At 65.3% G+C, this 18915-nt stretch carries 17 protein-coding genes; 10 read left to right on the top strand and 7 right to left on the bottom strand.

The window, feature by feature from the left end; genetic code table 11:
• Positions 1-201 precede the first annotated feature (201 nt).
• The 4 genes from V9L21_RS02270 (at position 202) to V9L21_RS02255 (ending at position 4149) form a co-directional block, all read left to right on the top strand.
• Positions 202-1095 carry a LysR family transcriptional regulator gene (locus V9L21_RS02270; RefSeq protein WP_337308765.1) on the top strand — a complete coding sequence of 298 codons (894 nt, stop codon included), beginning with the start codon at positions 202-204 and terminating at the stop codon, positions 1093-1095.
• Between the two features lie 135 nt (positions 1096-1230).
• The gene (locus V9L21_RS02265) at positions 1231-2205 is read left to right on the top strand and encodes a Bug family tripartite tricarboxylate transporter substrate binding protein (protein ID WP_337308868.1); all 975 of its coding nucleotides are present in this window, start codon (positions 1231-1233) and stop codon (positions 2203-2205) included.
• Positions 2206-2209: 4 nt separating this feature from the next.
• Positions 2210-3391, top strand: a complete 1182-nt coding sequence (locus tag V9L21_RS02260) for a CaiB/BaiF CoA transferase family protein (RefSeq protein WP_337308763.1) — start codon at positions 2210-2212, stop codon at positions 3389-3391.
• On the top strand, positions 3388-4149 hold the full coding sequence (locus V9L21_RS02255; RefSeq protein WP_337308761.1) for an enoyl-CoA hydratase: 762 nt from the start codon (positions 3388-3390) through the stop codon (positions 4147-4149). Before V9L21_RS02260 ends, V9L21_RS02255 begins: the two co-directional genes overlap by 4 nt.
• A gap of 30 nt (positions 4150-4179) precedes the next feature.
• Here V9L21_RS02255 and V9L21_RS02250 read toward each other — a convergent pair whose 3' ends face one another.
• On the bottom strand, positions 4180-4584 hold the full coding sequence (locus tag V9L21_RS02250; RefSeq protein ID WP_337308759.1) for a hypothetical protein: 405 nt from the start codon (positions 4582-4584) through the stop codon (positions 4180-4182).
• Between the two features lie 845 nt (positions 4585-5429).
• Between V9L21_RS02250 and V9L21_RS02245 the strand changes: the two genes are divergently transcribed.
• From V9L21_RS02245 to V9L21_RS02225, 5 genes are all read left to right on the top strand, one after another.
• Positions 5430-6686, top strand: a complete 1257-nt coding sequence (locus V9L21_RS02245) for an HlyD family secretion protein (protein WP_337308756.1) — start codon at positions 5430-5432, stop codon at positions 6684-6686.
• A 41-nt stretch (positions 6687-6727) separates the two neighbouring features.
• Positions 6728-8047 carry a hypothetical protein gene (locus tag V9L21_RS02240; protein ID WP_337308754.1) on the top strand — a complete coding sequence of 440 codons (1320 nt, stop codon included), beginning with the start codon at positions 6728-6730 and terminating at the stop codon, positions 8045-8047.
• Entirely contained in the window at positions 8035-11433 is a 3399-nt protein-coding gene (locus tag V9L21_RS02235; protein ID WP_337308752.1) for an efflux transporter outer membrane subunit, read from the top strand. The genes V9L21_RS02240 and V9L21_RS02235 overlap by 13 nt, the downstream gene beginning before the upstream one ends.
• A gap of 214 nt (positions 11434-11647) precedes the next feature.
• On the top strand, positions 11648-12013 hold the full coding sequence (locus V9L21_RS02230; protein ID WP_337308750.1) for a hypothetical protein: 366 nt from the start codon (positions 11648-11650) through the stop codon (positions 12011-12013).
• Between the two features lie 92 nt (positions 12014-12105).
• Positions 12106-12744 carry a L,D-transpeptidase gene (locus V9L21_RS02225; RefSeq protein ID WP_337308748.1) on the top strand — a complete coding sequence of 213 codons (639 nt, stop codon included), beginning with the start codon at positions 12106-12108 and terminating at the stop codon, positions 12742-12744.
• 110 nt (positions 12745-12854) lie between these two features.
• On the opposite strand, the gene V9L21_RS02220 is transcribed toward V9L21_RS02225, so the two are convergent.
• Positions 12855-13214 carry an HU family DNA-binding protein gene (locus tag V9L21_RS02220; RefSeq protein WP_337308866.1) on the bottom strand — a complete coding sequence of 120 codons (360 nt, stop codon included), beginning with the start codon at positions 13212-13214 and terminating at the stop codon, positions 12855-12857.
• Positions 13215-13306: 92 nt separating this feature from the next.
• On the opposite strand from V9L21_RS02220, the gene V9L21_RS02215 reads away from it, so the two are divergent.
• Positions 13307-13660, top strand: coding sequence for a hypothetical protein (locus V9L21_RS02215; protein WP_337308746.1), 354 nt, complete (start codon positions 13307-13309; stop codon positions 13658-13660).
• Positions 13661-13674: 14 nt separating this feature from the next.
• Here the strand turns inward: V9L21_RS02215 and V9L21_RS02210 are convergent, their stop codons facing one another.
• From V9L21_RS02210 to V9L21_RS02190, 5 genes are all read right to left on the bottom strand, one after another.
• Complete coding sequence (locus V9L21_RS02210; protein ID WP_443304493.1) at positions 13675-15675, bottom strand: AsmA family protein; 2001 nt, start codon at positions 15673-15675, stop codon at positions 13675-13677.
• A gap of 18 nt (positions 15676-15693) precedes the next feature.
• Positions 15694-15939 (bottom strand): GlsB/YeaQ/YmgE family stress response membrane protein, encoded by a 246-nt coding sequence (locus V9L21_RS02205; RefSeq protein ID WP_337308742.1) that lies wholly within the window; start codon positions 15937-15939, stop codon positions 15694-15696.
• A 128-nt stretch (positions 15940-16067) separates the two neighbouring features.
• Positions 16068-16514, bottom strand: coding sequence for a universal stress protein (locus tag V9L21_RS02200; protein WP_337308740.1), 447 nt, complete (start codon positions 16512-16514; stop codon positions 16068-16070).
• Between the two features lie 114 nt (positions 16515-16628).
• Complete coding sequence (locus V9L21_RS02195) at positions 16629-17321, bottom strand: response regulator (RefSeq protein ID WP_337308738.1); 693 nt, start codon at positions 17319-17321, stop codon at positions 16629-16631.
• On the bottom strand, positions 17318-18904 hold the full coding sequence (locus V9L21_RS02190; protein WP_337308736.1) for an ATP-binding protein: 1587 nt from the start codon (positions 18902-18904) through the stop codon (positions 17318-17320). Before V9L21_RS02190 ends, V9L21_RS02195 begins: the two co-directional genes overlap by 4 nt.
• Positions 18905-18915 lie beyond the last annotated feature (11 nt).

The raw sequence follows: 18915 nt of genomic DNA, 5'->3' as shown, positions 1-18915 counted from the left end.
CTTCGGGTCCATCCAGAGTACGCGTACTGTTGCGGGGTGCGCAGGGCGCCTGGCCGCGCAGAGGCTTTTCCACCGTCTTATCCACCGCAATGGTGGAGAACGCCCCCTCTGTGAAGGGCGGTCTGGACGATGGAGTGGCGCAAAGTTGTACACATTTGGTATTACATATCGCTCATAACTAACGGTGCAATAAGACTCCCCATGAAGCTCGACTCCACCACCGTCCAACTCGTTCTTTGCATTGCCGAGGAAGGCAGCATCTCGCGGGCCGCCGACAGGCTGAGCCTGGCGGTGGCCGCTGCGTCCAAGCGGGTGACGGACCTGGAGGCGCAATTGGGCGCCAGGCTGTTCAAGCGGGTGCCCCACGGCGTGTTGATTACCGAGGCCGGCAGCCGGCTGATGGCGCACATCCGGCAGATCGACAACCTCATTGGCCGGCTCGAGGGCGATGCCCAGGTGCTGAGCCATGGCCAGGACGGGCGCATTCTCATCGGCGCGCCCAAGGCGGCCATCATTCAGTTTCTTGCGAAGGACATCGCCCGCCTGCGCGACGCCTATCCGCAGATCACGCTGAAGATCATGGAAGAGAACAGCAAGATCGTGCAGCAGCTGCTGCGCGACAAGGTGATCGACGTCGGCATCTATGAGAAGAAGAGCGGGTTCCTCGACCTGCCGAAGTTCGACTATCGGCAAGACAGGCTGGTGCTGGTGTACAGCCGCCGGCATTTCCAGTTTGCGGCACAAGGGCCCGTGGGCATCGACGACTTTCTGGACTTGCCGATCGTGAGCCTTGGCAAGGGCTCGGCAATCTTGTCGGCCTTGCAGGGGGCCTACCGCAGCCGCGGCCGGTCGTTTCCCAACAACTTTTCGACCAGCGGGTTCGACACCATGCTCGCGTTGGTGCGCCATGGCTTGGGTGTGGGCCTGATGCCGCCCGAAGTGCTGCGCAGCTTTCACCCCGAAGACGACCTTGGCTCCGCCGAAATCCAGGGCGACTGGCACCACCGCGCCTATGTGCTGTCTTGCGTGGAAGGCCATGCGCAGGAGCAGACGCTGCGCAACGTGGTGGCACAGTTGATCGGCAACAAAGCCTAGAAAGAAAGCGGCGCTCCTGCGGCTGCGGCTTCGCGGATTGCGAAACCAGGCATGCTTTTCACATTCTTGCGACGTCCTCTGCGCTACGGGAGAGTAGCGGCACTACTACGACAGAGACAAAGGACGCACGACATGATGAAACGCCGAGACTTCATTGCGGCCAGCGCCGGCGCGCTGGCGGCGCCCTGGGCCCTTGCGGCCACAGAGCTGCCCAAGGGCATCGTCAAGATCTACGTCGGCTGGGCGCCCGGCGGCGGCACCGATGTGTTCGCCCGCATCGTGGGGCAAAAGCTCTCGGAGCTGTGGGGCCGCTCGGTGGTGGTCGAAAACAAGCCCGGCGCCACCGGCGCACTGGCGGCGGACTTTTTTGCGCGCACCCGCTTTACCGAAGGCGTGAACCTGCTGATGGCCCATGTCAACACGCATGCCATTTCGCCGCACATCTTCAAGAGCATTACCTACGACCCGCTGAAAGACTTCGCGCCCATTGCCATGGTCGGCGCCACGCCGCACATCCTGGTAACCAGCGCGAAGAATTCCACCGGCTCGGTGAAGGAGGTGGTCGAGCAGTGCAAAAAGAGCCCGGGCAAGATCAGCTTCGGCTCCTCCGGCACGGGATCGGTGCAGCACCTGGCGGCCGCAATGTTCAACATGGCTGCCGACGTCAAGAGCATCCACGTGCCCTACAAGGGGTCGGGCCCGATGCAGACGGACCTGATCGGCGGGCAGATCGACTACAGCTTCGACACCATGACGGCGGCCACGGCCCAGGTCAAGGCCAAGCGCATGACGGGCATCGTCCAGACGCGGCTGCAGCGGGCCAAGGGCTTTCCGGAAATGCCGACCATGGACGAGCAGGGCTTCAAGGGCTTTGACGTCTCCAGCTGGTATGGCGTGGTCGGCCCCAAGGACATGTCCAGGGACCTGGCCCTGCAGATCAATGCCGACATCAACAAGGTGCTGGCGCAGCCGGACGTGGTTGCGCGCTTCGATGGCTACGGCGTGGAGGACGGCGGTGGCCCGGTCGACAAGTTTGCGGCTTTCATGGCTGCCGAGTTCAAGAAATGGGGCGACGTGGTGCGCACCGCCAAGGTCACCGAGGAGGGCTGAAAAAATGAACCACGCGCGACAACTGCCGCTGCAGGGCATTCGGGTGCTGGACGTGAGCCAGGTCATGGCCGGGCCGTTCGCCTGCATGCTGCTGGCCGACCTGGGCGCCGACGTGATCAAGGTCGAGCCGCCGGGCGGCGACCAGACCCGCGGCGCCATGGGCTTCAAGATGAAGGGGCCGGACAGCATGGGCTTCTTGAACATGAACCGCAACAAGCGCTCGCTGACGCTGGACCTCAAGAACGAGGAAGACCGCGCATCCTTCTACAAGCTGGCCCAAACCGCCGACGTGATCGTCGAAAACTACCGCCCCGGCGCGGTGCAGCGCCTGGGTATCGACTACGAGTCGATCAAGGAGATCCACCCGAAGATCGTGTACGTCAGCATCTCCGGCTTCGGCCAGAGCGGCCCGTGGGCCGAGCGGCCGGGCTTCGACCTGATGGCGCAGGCCATGTCCGGCGTGATGAGCGTGACCGGCTACCCCGGCGAAAAACCGGTGAAGGCCGGCGTGCCCGTGGCCGACATCGGCTGCGCGCTGTTTGCCACCTACGCGCTGCTCGCGGCCTACATCGGCGCGCAGAAGTCGGGCGTGGGCCAGCACATCGATGCTTCGCTGTTCGACGCGGCCATGGCCTTCTCGGTCTGGGACATGTCCGAGTACTGGGGCACGGGCAAGCAGCCGACACCGCTGGGCACCAGCAACAAGATGAGCGCGCCCTACCAGGCGGTGAAGGCGCGCGACGGCTACTTTGTGATGGGCGCGACCAACCAGAAGCTCTGGACCCGGCTGTGCGAACTGCTGGAGCGGCCAGACCTCGTCGGGCACGCGGACTACGCCAGCGTGTCGCTGCGCCTGAAGAACCGCGAGGCGCTGATCGAGGCGCTCGAACGGGAGTTCGGCCAGCGGGACAGCGCCGACTGGATCGACGCCATGCTGGCCGCCGGCATCCCGGCGGGGCCCATCCTGTCGTATCCGGAGGCGTTTGAGGGCGAGCACGGAACGCACCGCCGCATGTGCATGGAAATCGACCACCCGATCGAAGGCAAGGTCAAGAACATCGGCTTTCCCGTCAAGCTGCTGGGCACGCCGCAGCAGGTGCGCCGGCACCCGCCATTGCTGGGCGAACACAACGAAGAAATCCTGGCCGAGATCAACACACCTGCCAGCGCGGCGGAGGCCTTGTGAGTTCAGCTGAATGCGTGCGGCTGCGAGTCGATGTCTCGGGCGTGGCCGAGATCGCGATCCACCGCCCCGAGCGGCACAACGCGATGACGCTGCAGATGTACGAGGCGCTGCTGGAGCACATCGGCGCGTGCGTGCGCAACCCGGCGGTACGCAGCGTGCTGTTCAAGGGCGCGGGCGGCAAGTCCTTCATCTCGGGCACGGACATCGGCCATTTCAAGGACTTTCAGGGCGGCCGCGATGGCATTGCCTACGAGGCCTTTGTGGAGCGCGTCATCGATGCGGTAGAGCGCATTGCCGTACCCACGGTGGCAGTGGTCGACGGCTGGGCCGTGGGCGGCGGCCTGGCCTTGGCCACGGCCTGCGATTTCCGGGTTTGCAGCGACGCATCGCGCTTCGGCGCGCCGATTGCCAGGACGCTGTCGAACACCTTGTCGTCGCGCAACATCGCGCGGCTGCAGGCCGCCCTGGGCGTGCCGCGCGTCAAGCGCATGCTGCTGCTGGCCGACCACCTGACGGCGCAGGAAGCGCTGGCCTGCGGCTATGTGCATGCGGCCTGCACGCCGGGCGAACTGGACGCCGCGGCCCTTGCGCTGGCAGAGCGGCTCATGGCGCTGTCGCCGGTCACGCACAAGGCCGTGAAGGAGAGCATCCGCCGCATCGTCGTCGAGCAGCGGCTGGACGACGATGACCTGATCGAAGAGGTGTATGGCAGCCAGGCGTTTCGCGACGGAGTGGCGGCTTTCATCGGGCGTGCCTAGGTAGTGCAGGGCAGGCGTGCCCTGGTGCTTTCAGGGCTGCTCGAACCGTATCTCTGCCACCGTGGGCGCGTTGGGCTCCCTGGTGTTGGCATTCGCAAGGGCGCCGTCCTTCTCGTTCTTGAACCAGTAGCGGCAGCCGGTTCGGGCAACCATGGTCACGCACATGGCGCCGTCGGGGTTCAGAAACCACTTGCCCGAGGCGCGGCCCGGGCCGCTTCGGTTGACAAAGTCGACGCGGCCGTCGGCATAAAACTGCCAGCGCGAGATCATGCCGCTCGCCAGATTGCTCGAGACGATGGGTTTGCCGATCAAGGTGTTCTCGATTTCGGCCTTGCTCAGGTACACGCGGTCGTGCGGTGCAAGGGGCTCGTCTGAAATGGCGGGAACGGCAGCAACGCAAACAAGCGTGCGAATGGCGAAGCGCGCGATGGACATGGCATGCCCTTCTGACGTTGCCGGAAACGTCATTCGTTATTGGCGGTTTGATGCAGCAAATAGTATTCAATGGCGTTACAGCGCATTAACCATAAAGCGCTACTCGCCAGGGTCTCGCGCGCGGTGCGTGCGCGCGAAGAAGGCGTGCTTTTTCCACAGAGCGGCTCGGCGAAGGCGGTGCTCGTGGGCAGCAATGACACGACCTGTGCTCCGGTGGCGCCTCGGTAAACAGCCGAAGAGCGGTGGGGAATGGCCATTTGGTGCCGCCCGGCAAGGGCGCTGCAAACGGCGGAAAAGCACTATGCAGCCAACCGCAACGCCGCCTGTGTTGCCTTGTGTCGCTGGTATCGCGCTTGTAAATATAAGGCGGTAGGGGCTTTGGGGCCGGCAATCGTTTCAGGCGTTGTCGAAAACCGTCAGCTTCGATCAGGTTGGTTACCGGATATGTTCAGCCGCCCCGCGCGCCGGTTTCGCGATGTGGAGCAGGTGAACTTCGGGTTTCGCTGCTTCCGGGCCTCTTGCTTGCCCGCTCACTGGGCAGCCTGAGCGCGCGCGGCCGCTGCATGCCGCATGAGGTCTTTTGTTGTCAACCCGGCCAATGCCGCGAGCCTTGTAGGACCTTTTCGCGAGCGGACGAGCGGCAGCAATGTGAACTTCGCACATCTTGTTGCGCACCGAAGCAGTGGTAAATCGCCTTTCGCCGTACCTTCTTATTGCACTGCAGCATTGCGGACGCACCGGCCATCACGGGTCGGTCGGCTCCGTTGTGCTGCGGGCAAGTTCCTTTCATTCAATGGATGTTGCGCCGGTCTTCGGCGCACGCCTTCGCATCAAAGAGGTGGGGTATGCGTGTGTCGAAACTGCCTTCATTGGTTTTCTTGTCCAGCGGCCGGGGCCGGCAATCGGGCGCCTTTGTTCCCAAGCTGGCGGGCTATGTGCTGCTGGCTTTCGTGCTGTGGCTGATGGTCTCAACGCTGGTGCAGCCGCTCTTGTCGTCGCAGGCCACCCGGGCGGTGCTGCAGGCGCCGGTGGCGTTGATCACGTCGCCCATCAACGGCGTGGTCACGCAAATGGTGGTGCATTCGCGTGACATGGTGGAGCCCGGCACGGTGGTGGCCACGGTGCGCAACCCAACGGTCAACCAGGAGATCCTGACCACGCTGCGCTCGCAGCACCTGGCGCTGCAAAGCCAGTTGGCGCAACTGGGCAACCAGTTCAAGGCCGACAACCAGGAGATGAGGTCCGTCGGCCAGGAGGCCAACGTTCACCGCCAAGCCTCGGTGGCCCAGGCCTGGGAGGCCTGGCAGGTTGCGCGGCGCCAGCGGGATGCGGCGCACAGCATGGTCGAAGAGCAAGAAAACAAGGTCAAGACCAACCAGGCCTTGCTGGCGGAAGGCGCCATCAGCGAGCAGGTGATGAACGCATCGGTGGCGCAGCTGAACACGGCGCGTGCCACTGCGGCAGTGGCCGAGCAGGCGTTTGCCGGCCAGGCCCAAACGGTGGCAAGCGCGGGGCAGGGCGCCTTTGTGGGCACCAGCGGCAACAGCCTTTTCCAGACGCTGGCAAGCCGCCGCGAGGCGCTGCGCAACAGCGTGGGCCGCGCCCAGCAAGACGGCGCGGCCATTCTCCAGCAGCTCAAGCAAGTCATTCAGCTCGAAGACGAAGAGCGCCGCCGGGTCGAAAAGCTGTCTTCCTACGAAATCAAGGCCACGCAGGCGGGGCAGGTTCACTCGGTGTTGGCGCCTGAGGGCGCCTACGTAACGGCCGGTGCCTCGCTGGTGCGCGTAACCGACTGCAGCCGGCTTGGCGTGGTGGCGGTGTTTCCGGCGCGTGTGGCCAAGCGGCTGGGCATCGGCTCCATGCTCGACGTGAAGATCGGCGAAAACTCCAAGTCGATGCCGGCGCGGGTCGAGCAGTTGCTGCCCGTGGCTTCGGAAGAGCTGCAAAGCACCTACAGCGTGCCGTTTCCTTATGCGGAGCAGGGCTCCCTCTACGCCGTGGCGCGCATCGAAAGCAAGCAGCTGCCAGACGCCCCGGCAGACGGGGGCAGCAACATGTGCGCGCCCGGCAAGGTGGTAACGGCCACCCTTCAAAGATCTTGAGCGCAGGCAGAAATGCACCGCCCGGCACCTGGAACAAGCCTATGCAGGTTCTCTTCTCCATTCCGCGCACGTTGGTGCATTGCGCCGTCGCATCGATGGTGTCGATGTTGCTGATGCCCGTGGCCCATGCGCAAAAGCCTGGCGCCACGCAGCAGCAGCTCGCGCGCCAAAGCTGCGAGGGGCTGCGCCGCGCGGTGGCTGAAGACCAGAAGGGCGCAACCTCGGGGCCGCTGTTTCTGGCCAGCTACCGGCTTGCGGACAGCAAGCAGGGTCCGCCGCTGGAGCCCGCGCTGGCCGGCGCAGCCTTTACTTATGACAACGCACTGGCCGGCATTGCGCTGCTGGCCTGCGGCGACGCGGCTTCGGCCAAGCGCATTGGCGATGCCGTGGTACGCGCCATGGAGCGCGACCCGGGCATGCCCGACGGCCGCGTGCGCAACGCCTATCGCGCCGGCCCCATGACCGAGGACAAGGCGGCGCTACCGGGCCGTTGGGATGCGGGCAAGAAGCAATGGATTGCCGATGCCTACCAGGTGAGCACCGCCACCGGCAACGTGGCGTGGGCCGCCTTGCTGCTGCTGAACCTGTCGGAGGCGGAGCGGTCGCCGGCCTACCTGGCCAGCGCGCGCAAGCTGCTGGGCTGGATCGAGCAGCGCACCCGCGCCAAGAATGCGCCCGACGGCTACAACGGCGGCTGGTATGGCTGGGACAACGCGCAGCGCGCGCAGACCTGGAAGTCCACCGAGCACAACATCGACATTGCCATGGCGGCAGCCTGGGCCGCGCGCGCGGGCGGGCCCAACGAAGCCGAGCGCCAGCAAGCGCGCACCGCGCTCGAGTTCGTCAACCGCATGTGGAATGCGCAGGAGCAGCGCTTCAATATCGGCACAAAAGAAGACGGCGCCACCATCTCCACCGAAGCCTCGGGCCTCGATGCACAGCTGTGGCCCGTGCTGGCGGCGCCTGAAGGTTCATGCGCCTGGACCCGGGCGCTCGACTGGGTCGACAAGAACCACCGCTTCGCCGAAGGCTACGGCTTCTCGCGCAACCCCGACGGCATCTGGACCGAGGGCAGCGCGCAGGCGGCTGCCACGCTGGTGGCGCGCAAGGGCACGGCACCCGAGGCGCTGTGGCAGCTGCTTGCATCGCAACGCGCCGACAACGGCCTGTATTACGCAACCCCGAGCGCCCGCATTTCCACCGGCCTGGCCATAGGGCCGGACTCGACGGGCGCCGACTTCTACTACTACCGCTGGCCCCACTTGGGCGCTACCGCCTGGATTGCGCTTGCCGCAACCGGCTTCAACCCCTTCACCGGCAAGACCATTGCCGCAGGAGCTATCCCATCATGTCCAACCTGATCGCTACGCCGGAGTTCCAGCTCAACGCCCTTGTTGCGGGCCTCGCGCTTCTCCTCATGTCATTGGCGCGGGTCGATCGCACCAGCCATCGCATGGTGTTTGGCGCGCTCACCGCGCTGCTGCTGATGCGCTATGCCGTGTGGCGCGTGGTGGCCACCATGCCGCCTTCGGACCTGGGCTTTGAAACGCTGTTCGCGTGGGTGTTCTTGGCCTTCGAGCTCACGGCCATCGTCTACACGCTGATGTCCATTCACATGCTGGTGGGCCGGCGCGACAACACGCCGCTGGCCGACCTGGGCGAGGCCGAGTTGCGCCGCCGCGGCGACAAGGTGCCGGCGGTGGACGTGTTCATCTGCACCTACAACGAAGAACTGGCGGTGCTCGAAAAAACCATCATCGCCGCGCAGGCCATCGACTATCCGCGAGTGAACGTCTGGGTGCTGGACGACACCCGGCGCGACTGGCTGCGCGACTATTGCGAGCGCAAGGGTGTGCACTACGCGCGCCGGCCCGACAACAGCCATGCCAAGGCGGGCAACATGAACAACGGGCTGAAAATTTCAGCGGGCGTAACCAACGCGCCGTACATCCTGGTGCTCGACGCCGACTTTGCGCCGCAGCGGCAAATCATCTACCGCATGCTCGGCCTCTTTGCGGACCGCAAGGTCGGGCTGGTGCAAACGCCGCAGTTTTATTACAACGCCGACCCCATCCAGCACAACCTGCGCGCTACCGACAGCTGGGTCGACGAGCAGCGCGTGTTCTTCGACGTGCTGCAACCCGCAAAGGACGCGGCGGACTCGGCTTTTTGCGTGGGCACCTCGTTCATCGTGCGGCGCGACCTGATCACCGCTGCGGGCGGCTTTCCGGTGGGCAGCGTGTGCGAAGACATCCACACCACCTACCTGCTGCTGCGCAAGGGCCATGTCACGCGCTGGCTGGGCGAGCGCCTGTCGAACGGTTTGTCGGCCGAGAGCATCATCGACTACATCAACCAGCGCAGCCGCTGGTGCCTGGGTACGGTTCAGCTCGCCTTGCTGCCCCAGGGGCCGCTGCGCGGCAAGGGCTACAGCTTCTCGGCGCGGCTGCACTTCTTGCACGGGCTGCTGCATTGGCTGGGCAAGCCCTTCATGGCAATGATCATGCTGGCGCCTGCGCTTTACTGGTATGCGGGCGTGTCGGTGTTCCACGCAACGCCGCAAGCCTTTGCGTCATTCGGCCTGCCGCCGCTCATGATGTTCTGGGCCTACAGCTACTGGATCAGCCAGCGGCGTTGCCTGCCGGTGTTCAGCGAGGTGAGCCAGCTCGTGGCCGCCATGGCGGTAACGGGCACGCTCGCCAGCGCAATGCTGCGGCCCTTCGGGCGCCCATTCAAGGTAACGAACAAGGGGCTCGATCGTTCCAAGACGGTGGTGCACTGGAAGCTGGTGGCCGTGTTTGGCGGGCTGCTGGTGGCGCTGCAGCTGGGTGGCGCATCGGTGGCATTGAGCGGCGAGGAGCTCACGCCGGGCGACGAGCTCAACCTGGTGTGGACCGGCATTGCACTCGTTCTTTGCCTGGCGGCGCTCATCGCCTGCGTCGATCTGCCGCGGCCCGACCAGGAAGAGCGCTTTCCCTGGCGCGCGCGCACCCGGCTGCGAACGGCCGCCGGCGAAATCGACTCGCGCTTCGTCAACATTGCTGCGGATGGAGCGCTGCTCGAATCGCGCGCTCTCAAGCGCATGCGCGTGGGGCAGCCGCTGGAGGTGTACGTCGAGCCGGTCGGCTGGTTGCCTGCAAAGCTTGCCGGCAAAAGCTCGGCCGGTGCCGAACTGCGATTTGCTGGCACCGAGGCGCAGCGCGAACGTTTGGTAAGCCATGTGTTCAACGTGCCCCCGAGCCATGTCGCGGTTCAGGTGCGGCCATGGCGTGCGGCTTCGGCCCTGCTCGCCAGCGCAGGATTCGGCGCGCCCGAAGCGGGGTTCGTGCGCTTTTCTCTGCGACTCATCTTGATGGTGCTGGCGGTGTGCGTGGTGCTGGTGGTGAGCGGCTGCAACATGACGCCACCCATGAAGCAACCCGACCTGGCGTTGCCATCGCAATTCCCTGCGGGCACCGCGGCGCCCAATGCCGAGCCGGTCGAATGGCGCAACTTTGTTCAGGACGATGAACTGCGCGGGCTCATAGCCACCGCGCTCACCCAGAACCGCGACCTTCGCGCCTATGCCGCGAAGGCCCGCGAAGCGCGAGCCGTGTATGCAGGAAGCCGCGCCTCGCTGTTTCCGCAAATCGGGTTGTCGGGCCATGCGCAGCGCGCGCAAACCACGCCGCAGGGCTCGCTCAGCCCGGTCGGCAATGTGCCGTCCGACGGGCGCGTGTCGAACAGCTTCGACATCCAGGCCGGCGTCACGTCTTACGAGCTCGACTTCTTCGGCCGCCAGCAGAGCACGGCGCAGCAAGCCGGCGCGTTGGCCGAGGCGGGCGACAAGGACTTTGCCGCGGCCCGCATGAACCTGGTGGGCGAGGTGTCGAATGCCTATCTCACGCTGCGCGCCGACCGCGCACTGCTGGCGCTGGCAAATGCCAACGAAAGCGGCCTGGCCTCCAACGCCGACATGATCGGCCGTGCCAAGGCGGCCGGCGGTGCGGCGCAGCTCGACGTGTACCGCGCGCAGTCGCTGCTGCAGAACGCACGCGTGCGGCAAGAAGAGTTCCGCATGCGCGTTGCGCAAGACCTGCAATGGCTGAACGTGCTGGTCGGCCAACCGGTGCCGCCAGACACGGGCAGCGCGCGGCCCTGGCCACAGAGTTCGACGGCATCGGTTGCGGCGGGCCTGCCCTCGAGCCTGCTTCAGCGCCGGCCCGATCTTCTGGCGGCCTATTCACGGGTAGAGGCCGCCAACGCCGGCGTGGGTGCGGCCAAGGCCGCCATGCTGCCCACCATTTCGCTTACGGCACTGGCGGGCGGCATCAGCGGAGACTTGTCGACGCTGCTGAGCAGCGGCAACCGGAGCTGGGCCGGCGTGCTGGGCGTGTCGCTGCCTATCTTCGATTGGGGCCGCCGCTCGGCCAACATCACGGGCAACGAAGAGCGGCTGGCTGCTGCAATGGCATCGTATGAATACGCCGCGCAAGTGGCGTTCCGCGAGACCGCCAATGCGCTGATTGCCGACGACCACATGCGCCCGCAACTCGAGGCACAGCACGCCCGCGTTCAGGCGCTCGAAAAGGTGGCGAGCATTTCGCGCACGCGGTTCCGCGGCGGGCTGGAAGATTATTTTTCGAGCCAGGACGCGCAGCGCGAGCTCTATTCGGAGCAGCAGCAGCTCATCGAGATGCAGCTCAAGCAGGCTGTGAACATGGTCAACCTTTACAAAGCGCTCGGCGGCGGCTGGCGCGGCGCGTAGTGCCTCACGCATTGGCGGAGCCCGCCGCATAGGGCTCCGTCGATGCGCATCGCAACAGCGCGTGCAAGCGCGTCAAATTTCACGACTTGTCCGCATCGTCGAGTGCGCGCTGTCGTCTTTGCGCTGCTCCCTGCGTTCTTGATTGCAGACTGCGCTCGCGCCGGGCATCCGCCCCCGGGTTGCCAGTCGAAATCAGACTCTAGGGAGATTACAAATGAAGATTCAGTACTCGATGGCTCACGTTCTGGTGACCACCGCCATGGCCTTTGCAATTGCGCCGGCAATGGCGCAAGGCGTGGCACCAATGGCAAAGACCGACGCGCCTGCCATTTCAGGCAATGTGTACATGCCCGCCGGCCAACAAAACCAGACCGGCGGCCCCATGGGCGAAACCGGCACCACGCTGCAAGTTGCAACGCCTGCCGCGCCCGCACCTGTGCGTGTGGTTGCCCCGGCGCCCGCACCCGAGCCGGTGCGCATGGTGGCGGCGCCGGCGCCGGCACCCGTTGCCGCACCCATGCCCGCACCTGAACCGGCGCCCGCAGTGCCGGTGCGCCGCGCCCGCGCTGACCGCGGCTGATCGACGGCCCCCCGGCGCCTGAACGCGGCCGCCAATTTTGATTGGCGGCCGCGCTTCGAGCCGGGCTCTCGTGCCATGTTTTTCTGCTGCTCATGAAGAACTCCCTGCTCCTGTCCCTTGCGCTTGCATGCGGGGCCACTTTCATTCATGCGGCAACTGGTGCTGCCGAGACCTTCGCAGGCACCGAAGCATCGGTTGAAGTGCGGCAGCTGGCGCAGGCAGCCGCCAGCACGCAAGACAACCAAGGCCTTCCTTTCGCAATCGTCGACAAGAAGAAGGCGCGCGTTTTTATCTTTGGCGCCGACGGAATCCTGCAAGGCGCGTCGCCCGTGCTGCTGGGGCTCGCGCAAGGAGACGAATCGGTACCGGGCATCGGCGAGCGAAAGCTGTCCGACATACGCCCCGATGAACGCACCACGCCCGCGGGGCGTTTTGTTTCAGAGCCCGGCATCAACCTGCAGGGCGAAGACATTGTCTGGGTGGACTACGGCGCGGCCGTGTCCATGCATCGTGTTCGAACGAACAACAAGTCAGAGCGGCGGCTGGAGCGGCTTGCGTCGGCAAATGCGGAAGATCGCCGCGTTTCCTACGGATGCATCAATGTGCCCGCGGCGTTTTACGAAACCTATGTGAAGCCGGTGTTCGGCAGTGCGCGTGGCGTGGTCTACGTCTTGCCCGAGAAGCAGCCTGCGCGTGCGTATTTCAGCTTTTTGCCCGAAGGCGATGGTTGACCCTGCGCCGGGCCTTGTGCAGCGCGGTGCGCTGCACGTTGGCGCGCCGGCCCGAAGCGCATTCGAACCGGCGAATCGCCAACTTGCATCGGGGCTGGTGCCCCGATGGATCAGCCCACCTGGTTGATGGCGTCCTTCAGCGCCTTGCCGGCGGCGAACTTGGGGCTCTTGCTGGCCTTGATGGTGATCGCTTCGCCGGTCGACGGGTTGCGGCCCTGGCGCTCGGCGCGGCTTGCCACGGTAAAGGTGCCGAAGCCGATCAGCTGAACGGTTTCTCCGCGCACCAGGGCACGCGACAGGTGCTCGAGCGCCGAGTCGAAGGCGCGGCCTGCGTCGGCCTTGCTGAGGTTGGTGTCTTCTGCAATTGCGGCAATGAGTTCGGTCTTGTTCAAAACAGGAGTTCCTTTCAATAGAACGGTTGGAAAAAGTGAGGTACAGCCCCCGAGTTTGACTGAATGCGAATGCCGAATTTCCGCTCGGCGAGAACTTCGCGGCTGGGTATGTGGCGTACTGGACAGAGTTGTACCCTAGTTACGGTGTTACACGTAAACCAATCCCGAACGTGAAACATTTCCTGTGGGAAATTGGGCGCACCACGTATCTTCGTGGCCAAGCCAAAAGGGCAAGTCCTGATCTTGCGGCTTGCACACCCACAGCAATGAATAATTCGGAATCTTCGGTCCTGCGCATCCGCAACTGGCGCGGCACATTGATGGCTGCCCTCATCGGCCTTCTCATCGTCATGGCAATGATCATGAAGTGGCTCGTCGAATTTCAGGTAGACGCGGCCCAAGAACGCCGCTCGCTCGAGGCCCTTGCGCGCGAGGCCGAGGCGCGCTGCTTTGCGTTGGCCTCGTACCGCGCAACGGAGGCGTGCCGGGCGGCACACGCGGCACGCGCAAATCCGCAGAAATAGCGCGGCTCGCGTGGTCAGCGCGTCCGTGCCTTTGCAGCGGGTACCTGCGGTTTTTTTGTTGCGGCTGCCTCCAGCGGTGCGCAACCCGCAAACTCTTCTGACCCCACATTCAACAGCGGCAGCAATGCAGCGGCGGGAGCCAAGGCACCCAAGGCAATGGCGGCACCCAGCTTGAGCGCTACCGCGGCCTTGTCGACGCCGACATCGGGGTTCTTGAAAGTGCCTTTTACATAAAGCGGCGAGCGCAGCGAAAGCACGCGCAGCGCCTTGTTCCGCGGCTGGATCTCCAGTGCCAGCTGCTCGCTCGACAAATTGATCTGCCCTGTCACGTTGATGATCGATTCATCGGTGTCCAGCACAAACGAGCGCGTTTGCATCACGCCCTGCGTGACCTTGAAGTCGCTTGCCAGGCAGTTCAGTTGAACCTGCCTGTCGCCGAAAATCTGCGTTGCCACCACGTTGCCGATGTTCAGCCCCATGGCTTCGAGCAAGAACTTGCTCATGGTGCCCTTGCTGACCAGCGCTTTCACCTCGCCGTTGGACGTGCCCAGCAGGCTCGCAACCGAGTTGCCGGCCGCGGACAGCGCCGCATCGCCGCCGACTTCACCCAGGCTGGCCTGCATGGTGTTCAGCGTTGGAAAAAGCTCCTTGATCTTCAAGCGGCGCGCCGAAACCCGCAGGTCCGCGCGAATCGGGTTTTGCCTGCCGTCGAGCTTCACGGTGGCGGCCAGGGTACCGCCCGCCACGCCAAAGCTCAGCGGCGTAAGCGAAAGCACGCTGTCCTTCAGATGCAGGTCTGCCACCAGGCTGTCGATGGGCAGGTCCTTGGCGTGGATGATCTTGCGGCCGGCAAATTTCACGTCGGCGTCGATGCTGCCCCAGCTTGCCGTGTCGAACTTCTCCACCGGCAGCACCTTGTCCGTCGGTTGAACGGCGGCGGCGCCTCGCTTGGCCTTGTTGGCATTGGAGTCTGCGCCGATCAACGGCGCCAGGTCTTCGAGGCGCAGCTGGTTGGATTGCACCTGCCCGCGCAGCAGCGGCCGAGGCTGCTGCGAGATGTATTCGAGCGTGCCGCCGATGTCGCTTTCACCCACGCTGCCCTTGAAGTGTTCGTACAGCCAGCGCCCGCCGGCCTTGTCGAGCTTGCCGACCAAGTGGCCTTCGGTGCTGAACGGCGGCGTGTTGGGCAGCGTGATGCCGGTGATCGGGTACAGGTGCGCCATGCTCGCGCCCGAAAGCTTCAGCCGCAGGTCCAGCGCCGCGAGCGCATCGGGCTTGGTCAACGTGCCTGCGATGTCGATGCGCGTGGTGCCGATCTGCACGCCTGCCTGCAGCGGGTAGGGTTTCTTGTCCTGCTGCAGCGAAAGCACCGCGCCGGCCCGGCCGCTGCCGTGCAGCGGTACCTGCCGAAACGTGCCGCCGAGCTTCCAGCCGATGCCGTAGCCCTCCGCGGTTTCGCGCGGCAGGGTCTCGACGTCGATCTTGAGGTTGAGCTTTGCCTGCGCGTCGGCAAGCTTTACCGTGCCGTGGTTCAGCACCAGCCTCTGCAGGTCGAGCTTCCAGGCCGATGGCGCGGTGTTGTTGTCGGAAGCCAGCGTCCAGTTGTTCTTGCCGTCCGCGGTGCGTTCCAGCGAAAGAACGGGACCGGCGAGTTCGAGCGTGGGAATGCGGATCGTGTGATCCAGCAGCGAGAGCGGGTTCAGCGAGAACGTCAGCTGCTTGATTTCCGCGAGGTGCGGGCCGGTCTTGCTCCAGTCGGCATTGCCCAGGGTGATGTCGTGCGCGCTCAGCCTCGGCCAGGGCACCCAGCGGCGCCAGCCCGTTTCAGTCTCGGGGTTGTTCCATTGCAAGACCAGGTCGCCGCGAATGGCAAACGGGCGCCCGGTCGCTTCGCTCACGCGTTGGTTGATCCATGGCCGCGCCCGGTTCCAGTCAAGGCTCAGGACAAGTGCGATGCCGATGGCCGCCAGGCCCAGCAGGAGAAGCAGGGTCCAGGCGGCAATGCGTGGGAATATTGATTTCAATAGCGAACGCTATGCGCGCTTGATCAGGCGAACGATGAACAGGAGCACCACGGCGCCGACGGTGGCAACGATGAGGCTGCCGACAAGGCCGCCACCCATCGACACGCCGAACGTGCTGAACAAAAAGCCACCGAGAAAAGCACCGACCACGCCCACGATGAGATCGCCGACCAGGCCGAAGCCGCCGCCCTTGACGAGAATGCCAGCCAGCCAACCGGCGACCAGGCCCACAACCAGAAACCACAAAAGACTCATTACCTACTCCCTTGATCGGCCACGACGGCCTTGGAGCGGCAAGGGTAGCAGCGGTGCAGGCAATGGCCCGGAAACGATCAAGTCGAACTGTGAACTTGTGCTTTGTTGCCGAAAAAACGCAGCGGCCTCTAACGCAGCACCAGCACCGGAATGTGCGAGTGCGTCAGCACATGCAGCGTTTCACTTCCCATCAGCAGGCGCGCAAGGCTGCGTCGGCCGTGCGAGGCCATCACGATCAGGTCGCATTGCTGGTTCTTGGCCGTCGAGATGATCGCCTCGGCCACCTGGTTGGACTTGATCACGATGGCTTGCGCGCTGCGCACGCCCTTGGCCGCCGCGGTGGTCCGCACTGTATCGACCATGCGCTGGGCGTCGTTGTCCACCTGTTCCTGCGAGGCTTCGATTTCGCGCTGGTTCATCACCATCGAGCCTTCGAAGTAGCCATAGGGCAGCAGGTGCGTGACGGTCACGCTCACCAGTTCGGCCCGAGCCAGCAAGGCCAGGTCGATGGCGGCATCGACCGCTTTGTCGGAGAGTGAAGAGCCATCGGTTGCGACGAGGATGCGCTTGTACATGGCCTGCTCCTTGGCCCCCGGCACTGCGGGTGCCTTCACAGTCCAGTCTAGTACCCGGCACGCGGGCCTACAAGCCAGGGAGCTGGGCGGCAGCCTCTAATCGCAAGCGCCGGCTCAGCCCTGGGATGGTGCTTCCCACGCAAAACCCACGCCGTACACCGAGCGGATCCAGTCGTGCGAAGGCGTCACGGCGCCCAGCTTGCGGCGCAGGTTCTTCACGTGGCTGTCGATGGCGCGTTCGGTCACGTCCATGGTGTCGTCATAAGCCAGTTCGAGCAGCCGCGCGCGCGAGAAGATGCGGCCCGGGTGCCGCGACAGCACCTGCAGCAGCCCGAACTCGCGGCGCGTGAGATTGAGCGGCGTTCCCTCGAGCGAGGCGCGCCAGTGCACGTCGTCCAGCAGCAGGCCGGGCGCGCCCTGGCGGGCCTGGCTGCGCTCGCCAGGCGGCGCGGTGCGGCGCAGCACGGCGCGCACCCGGGCGACCAGTTCGCGCGGCGAAAAGGGCTTGCACACATAGTCGTCCGCGCCAAGCTCCAGGCCGAGCAGTCGGTCGACTTCTTCGATGCGCGCTGTGAGCATGATGATGGGATGGCTGGTGCGCTCGCGCGCGCGGCGCAGCACCTCGATGCCGTCGAGCCGCGGCAGCATGACGTCGAGCAGCGTCAGGTCGGGCGGCGTTGCAACGATGTGGTCGAGCGCGCTCTGGCCGTCGGCGAAGTGCTCGGTTTCGTAGCCCGCATGGCGCAGGTAGTCCTGCACCACCGATGCAATGTCGAGCTCGTCCTCGACGATGACGATGCGGGTCATGGCGATGCCCCCTTCGAAAGCGGCAGCTTGATGGTCACGCGCAGTCCTCCAAGCTCTGAAGCGTCGGCGTCGATGGTGCCGCCATGCGCCTCGATGGCCGCGCGGCAGATCGAAAGGCCGAGGCCCGAGCCGCCAAGTTCGCGGTTGCGAGACGATTCCCCGCGGAACAGCCGGTCGAACAGCCGCGGCATTTCCGATTCGGGAACACCCGGCGCGCTGTCGTCGAAATGCAGGGTCAGCGAGTTGCCCGACCAGCCGCCGTCGACGGAGACGCCGACGCGCAGTTGGCCGCCGGGGTCGGTGTAGGCGAGTGTGTTTTCGAGCAGGTTCATGAACACCTGGTGCAGCCGGTGCGCATCGCCGTCGATGATCGGCTGCGCCCAGGCCGAAACCAGGTCGATCGCGCTGCGGTCCACGGCAATTCCGCGCGTGGCGAAACGGTCGCGCGTGTGGTCGAGCGCGTCTTTCAGCAGTGCAAGCGGAAACACTGCCGTCGAGAGCAGCGCGCCCTGCGGCTCGCGCATGCTGCTGCGCAGGTCGTCCACCAGCTGCCCGAGCCGGATCACCTGTCGGTGCAGCCGCAGCGCGGTGCGCTCGTCGAAGGTGCGCACGCCGTCTTGCACAGCCTCGATTTCCGCGCGCATGGCCGCCAGCGGCGTGCGCAGTTCATGCGCCGCGTCGGCCAGCCACGCACGCCGCGAGGCTTCAACGGTGTCCAAGCGCTGCGCCATGTCGTTGAAGGTCTTGCCGAGCAGCGCCAGCTCGTCCGAGCCATGCACCGCCACGCGCGTGGACAGCCTGCCGCGCGCAACGTAGTGCGCCGCCTGCGTGAGTTCGTCGATGGGCCTGAACCAGCGGCGCGCCAGGAGCCACGACAGCAGCAGGGCAAATACCAGCCCGCACAGCCCGGTAAGGGCAATCACGCCGGACTGGCGCGCAAGAAAAGCGCGGTCCGCTTCGCTCTCCAGGCCCTGCAGCGGTGCGAGCACCAAGTAGCCGACAACCGACCGGCCGTGCCGGATGGGCAGACGCGCGGCGTTTTCCTGGTCGACCTTCGCCCCGACCACGTGCGCGCCTTGCGCATCGACCACCGCCAGGCGCTGGTAGATGGAATCGGCGGCCTCCCGCGGGTCCGGAAAGAACCAGGGCGGCGGCATCGGCGAAAAGCGCCTGGGCAGCAGCTCGAGCTGCGGCGAAGGCGAGGGCGGAGGAGGCGGGCGCAAGCCGCTCTCGGAGCTGCCCTCGGCGCCGTTGCCGCCCGGCGGCCGGTTCTCGTACCAGGGAGGCAGCTTTCTTTCGTCGGCGTTGTTGGCGCCGTCGAGCACCGCGGCGAGCCGGCCCATCTGCAGGCGGTGCCAGGCGTCTTCGTTGTCGCGCAGCTTCTTCCAGTCGCCGTTGGCCGCGTAGTGCTTCAGCAGGAGTTGCGAGAGCCAGTCCATCCGCCGAATCTCGATCTCGGCCACGTAGGAGCCCAGGCCGCGCTGCAGCGCAACGATGGAAAGACCCGCAAAGCTGAGCAGCAGCACGATCAGCAGCGCAGCAAGCGCAAGGAATATCTTTCTGGAAAGGGTCAGGCGCGGCATGGGCTCATGGG

The organism is Variovorax sp. CCNWLW235, assembly GCF_037204085.1.
In the GTDB taxonomy this organism is placed as follows: domain Bacteria; phylum Pseudomonadota; class Gammaproteobacteria; order Burkholderiales; family Burkholderiaceae_C; genus Variovorax.
The sequence above is the reverse complement of the archived record's forward strand: the minus strand, read 5'-3'. Positions and strand labels throughout refer to the sequence as shown.

Excerpts from the sequence above, each read along its gene's own strand:
- V9L21_RS02270 (WP_337308765.1), top strand. The coding sequence starts at position 202 with ATGAAGCTCGACTCCACCACCGTCCAACTCGTTCTTTGCATTGCCGAG.
- V9L21_RS02265 (WP_337308868.1), top strand. The coding sequence starts at position 1,231 with ATGAAACGCCGAGACTTCATTGCGGCCAGCGCCGGCGCGCTGGCGGCG.
- V9L21_RS02260 (WP_337308763.1), top strand. The coding sequence starts at position 2,210 with ATGAACCACGCGCGACAACTGCCGCTGCAGGGCATTCGGGTGCTGGAC.
- V9L21_RS02250 (WP_337308759.1), bottom strand. The coding sequence starts at position 4,584 with ATGTCCATCGCGCGCTTCGCCATTCGCACGCTTGTTTGCGTTGCTGCC.
- V9L21_RS02245 (WP_337308756.1), top strand. The coding sequence starts at position 5,430 with ATGCGTGTGTCGAAACTGCCTTCATTGGTTTTCTTGTCCAGCGGCCGG.
- V9L21_RS02240 (WP_337308754.1), top strand. The coding sequence starts at position 6,728 with ATGCAGGTTCTCTTCTCCATTCCGCGCACGTTGGTGCATTGCGCCGTC.
- V9L21_RS02235 (WP_337308752.1), top strand. The coding sequence starts at position 8,035 with ATGTCCAACCTGATCGCTACGCCGGAGTTCCAGCTCAACGCCCTTGTT.
- V9L21_RS02230 (WP_337308750.1), top strand. The coding sequence starts at position 11,648 with ATGAAGATTCAGTACTCGATGGCTCACGTTCTGGTGACCACCGCCATG.
- V9L21_RS02225 (WP_337308748.1), top strand. The coding sequence starts at position 12,106 with ATGAAGAACTCCCTGCTCCTGTCCCTTGCGCTTGCATGCGGGGCCACT.
- V9L21_RS02205 (WP_337308742.1), bottom strand. The coding sequence starts at position 15,939 with ATGAGTCTTTTGTGGTTTCTGGTTGTGGGCCTGGTCGCCGGTTGGCTG.
- V9L21_RS02200 (WP_337308740.1), bottom strand. The coding sequence starts at position 16,514 with ATGTACAAGCGCATCCTCGTCGCAACCGATGGCTCTTCACTCTCCGAC.
- V9L21_RS02195 (WP_337308738.1), bottom strand. The coding sequence starts at position 17,321 with ATGACCCGCATCGTCATCGTCGAGGACGAGCTCGACATTGCATCGGTG.
- V9L21_RS02190 (WP_337308736.1), bottom strand. The coding sequence starts at position 18,904 with ATGCCGCGCCTGACCCTTTCCAGAAAGATATTCCTTGCGCTTGCTGCG.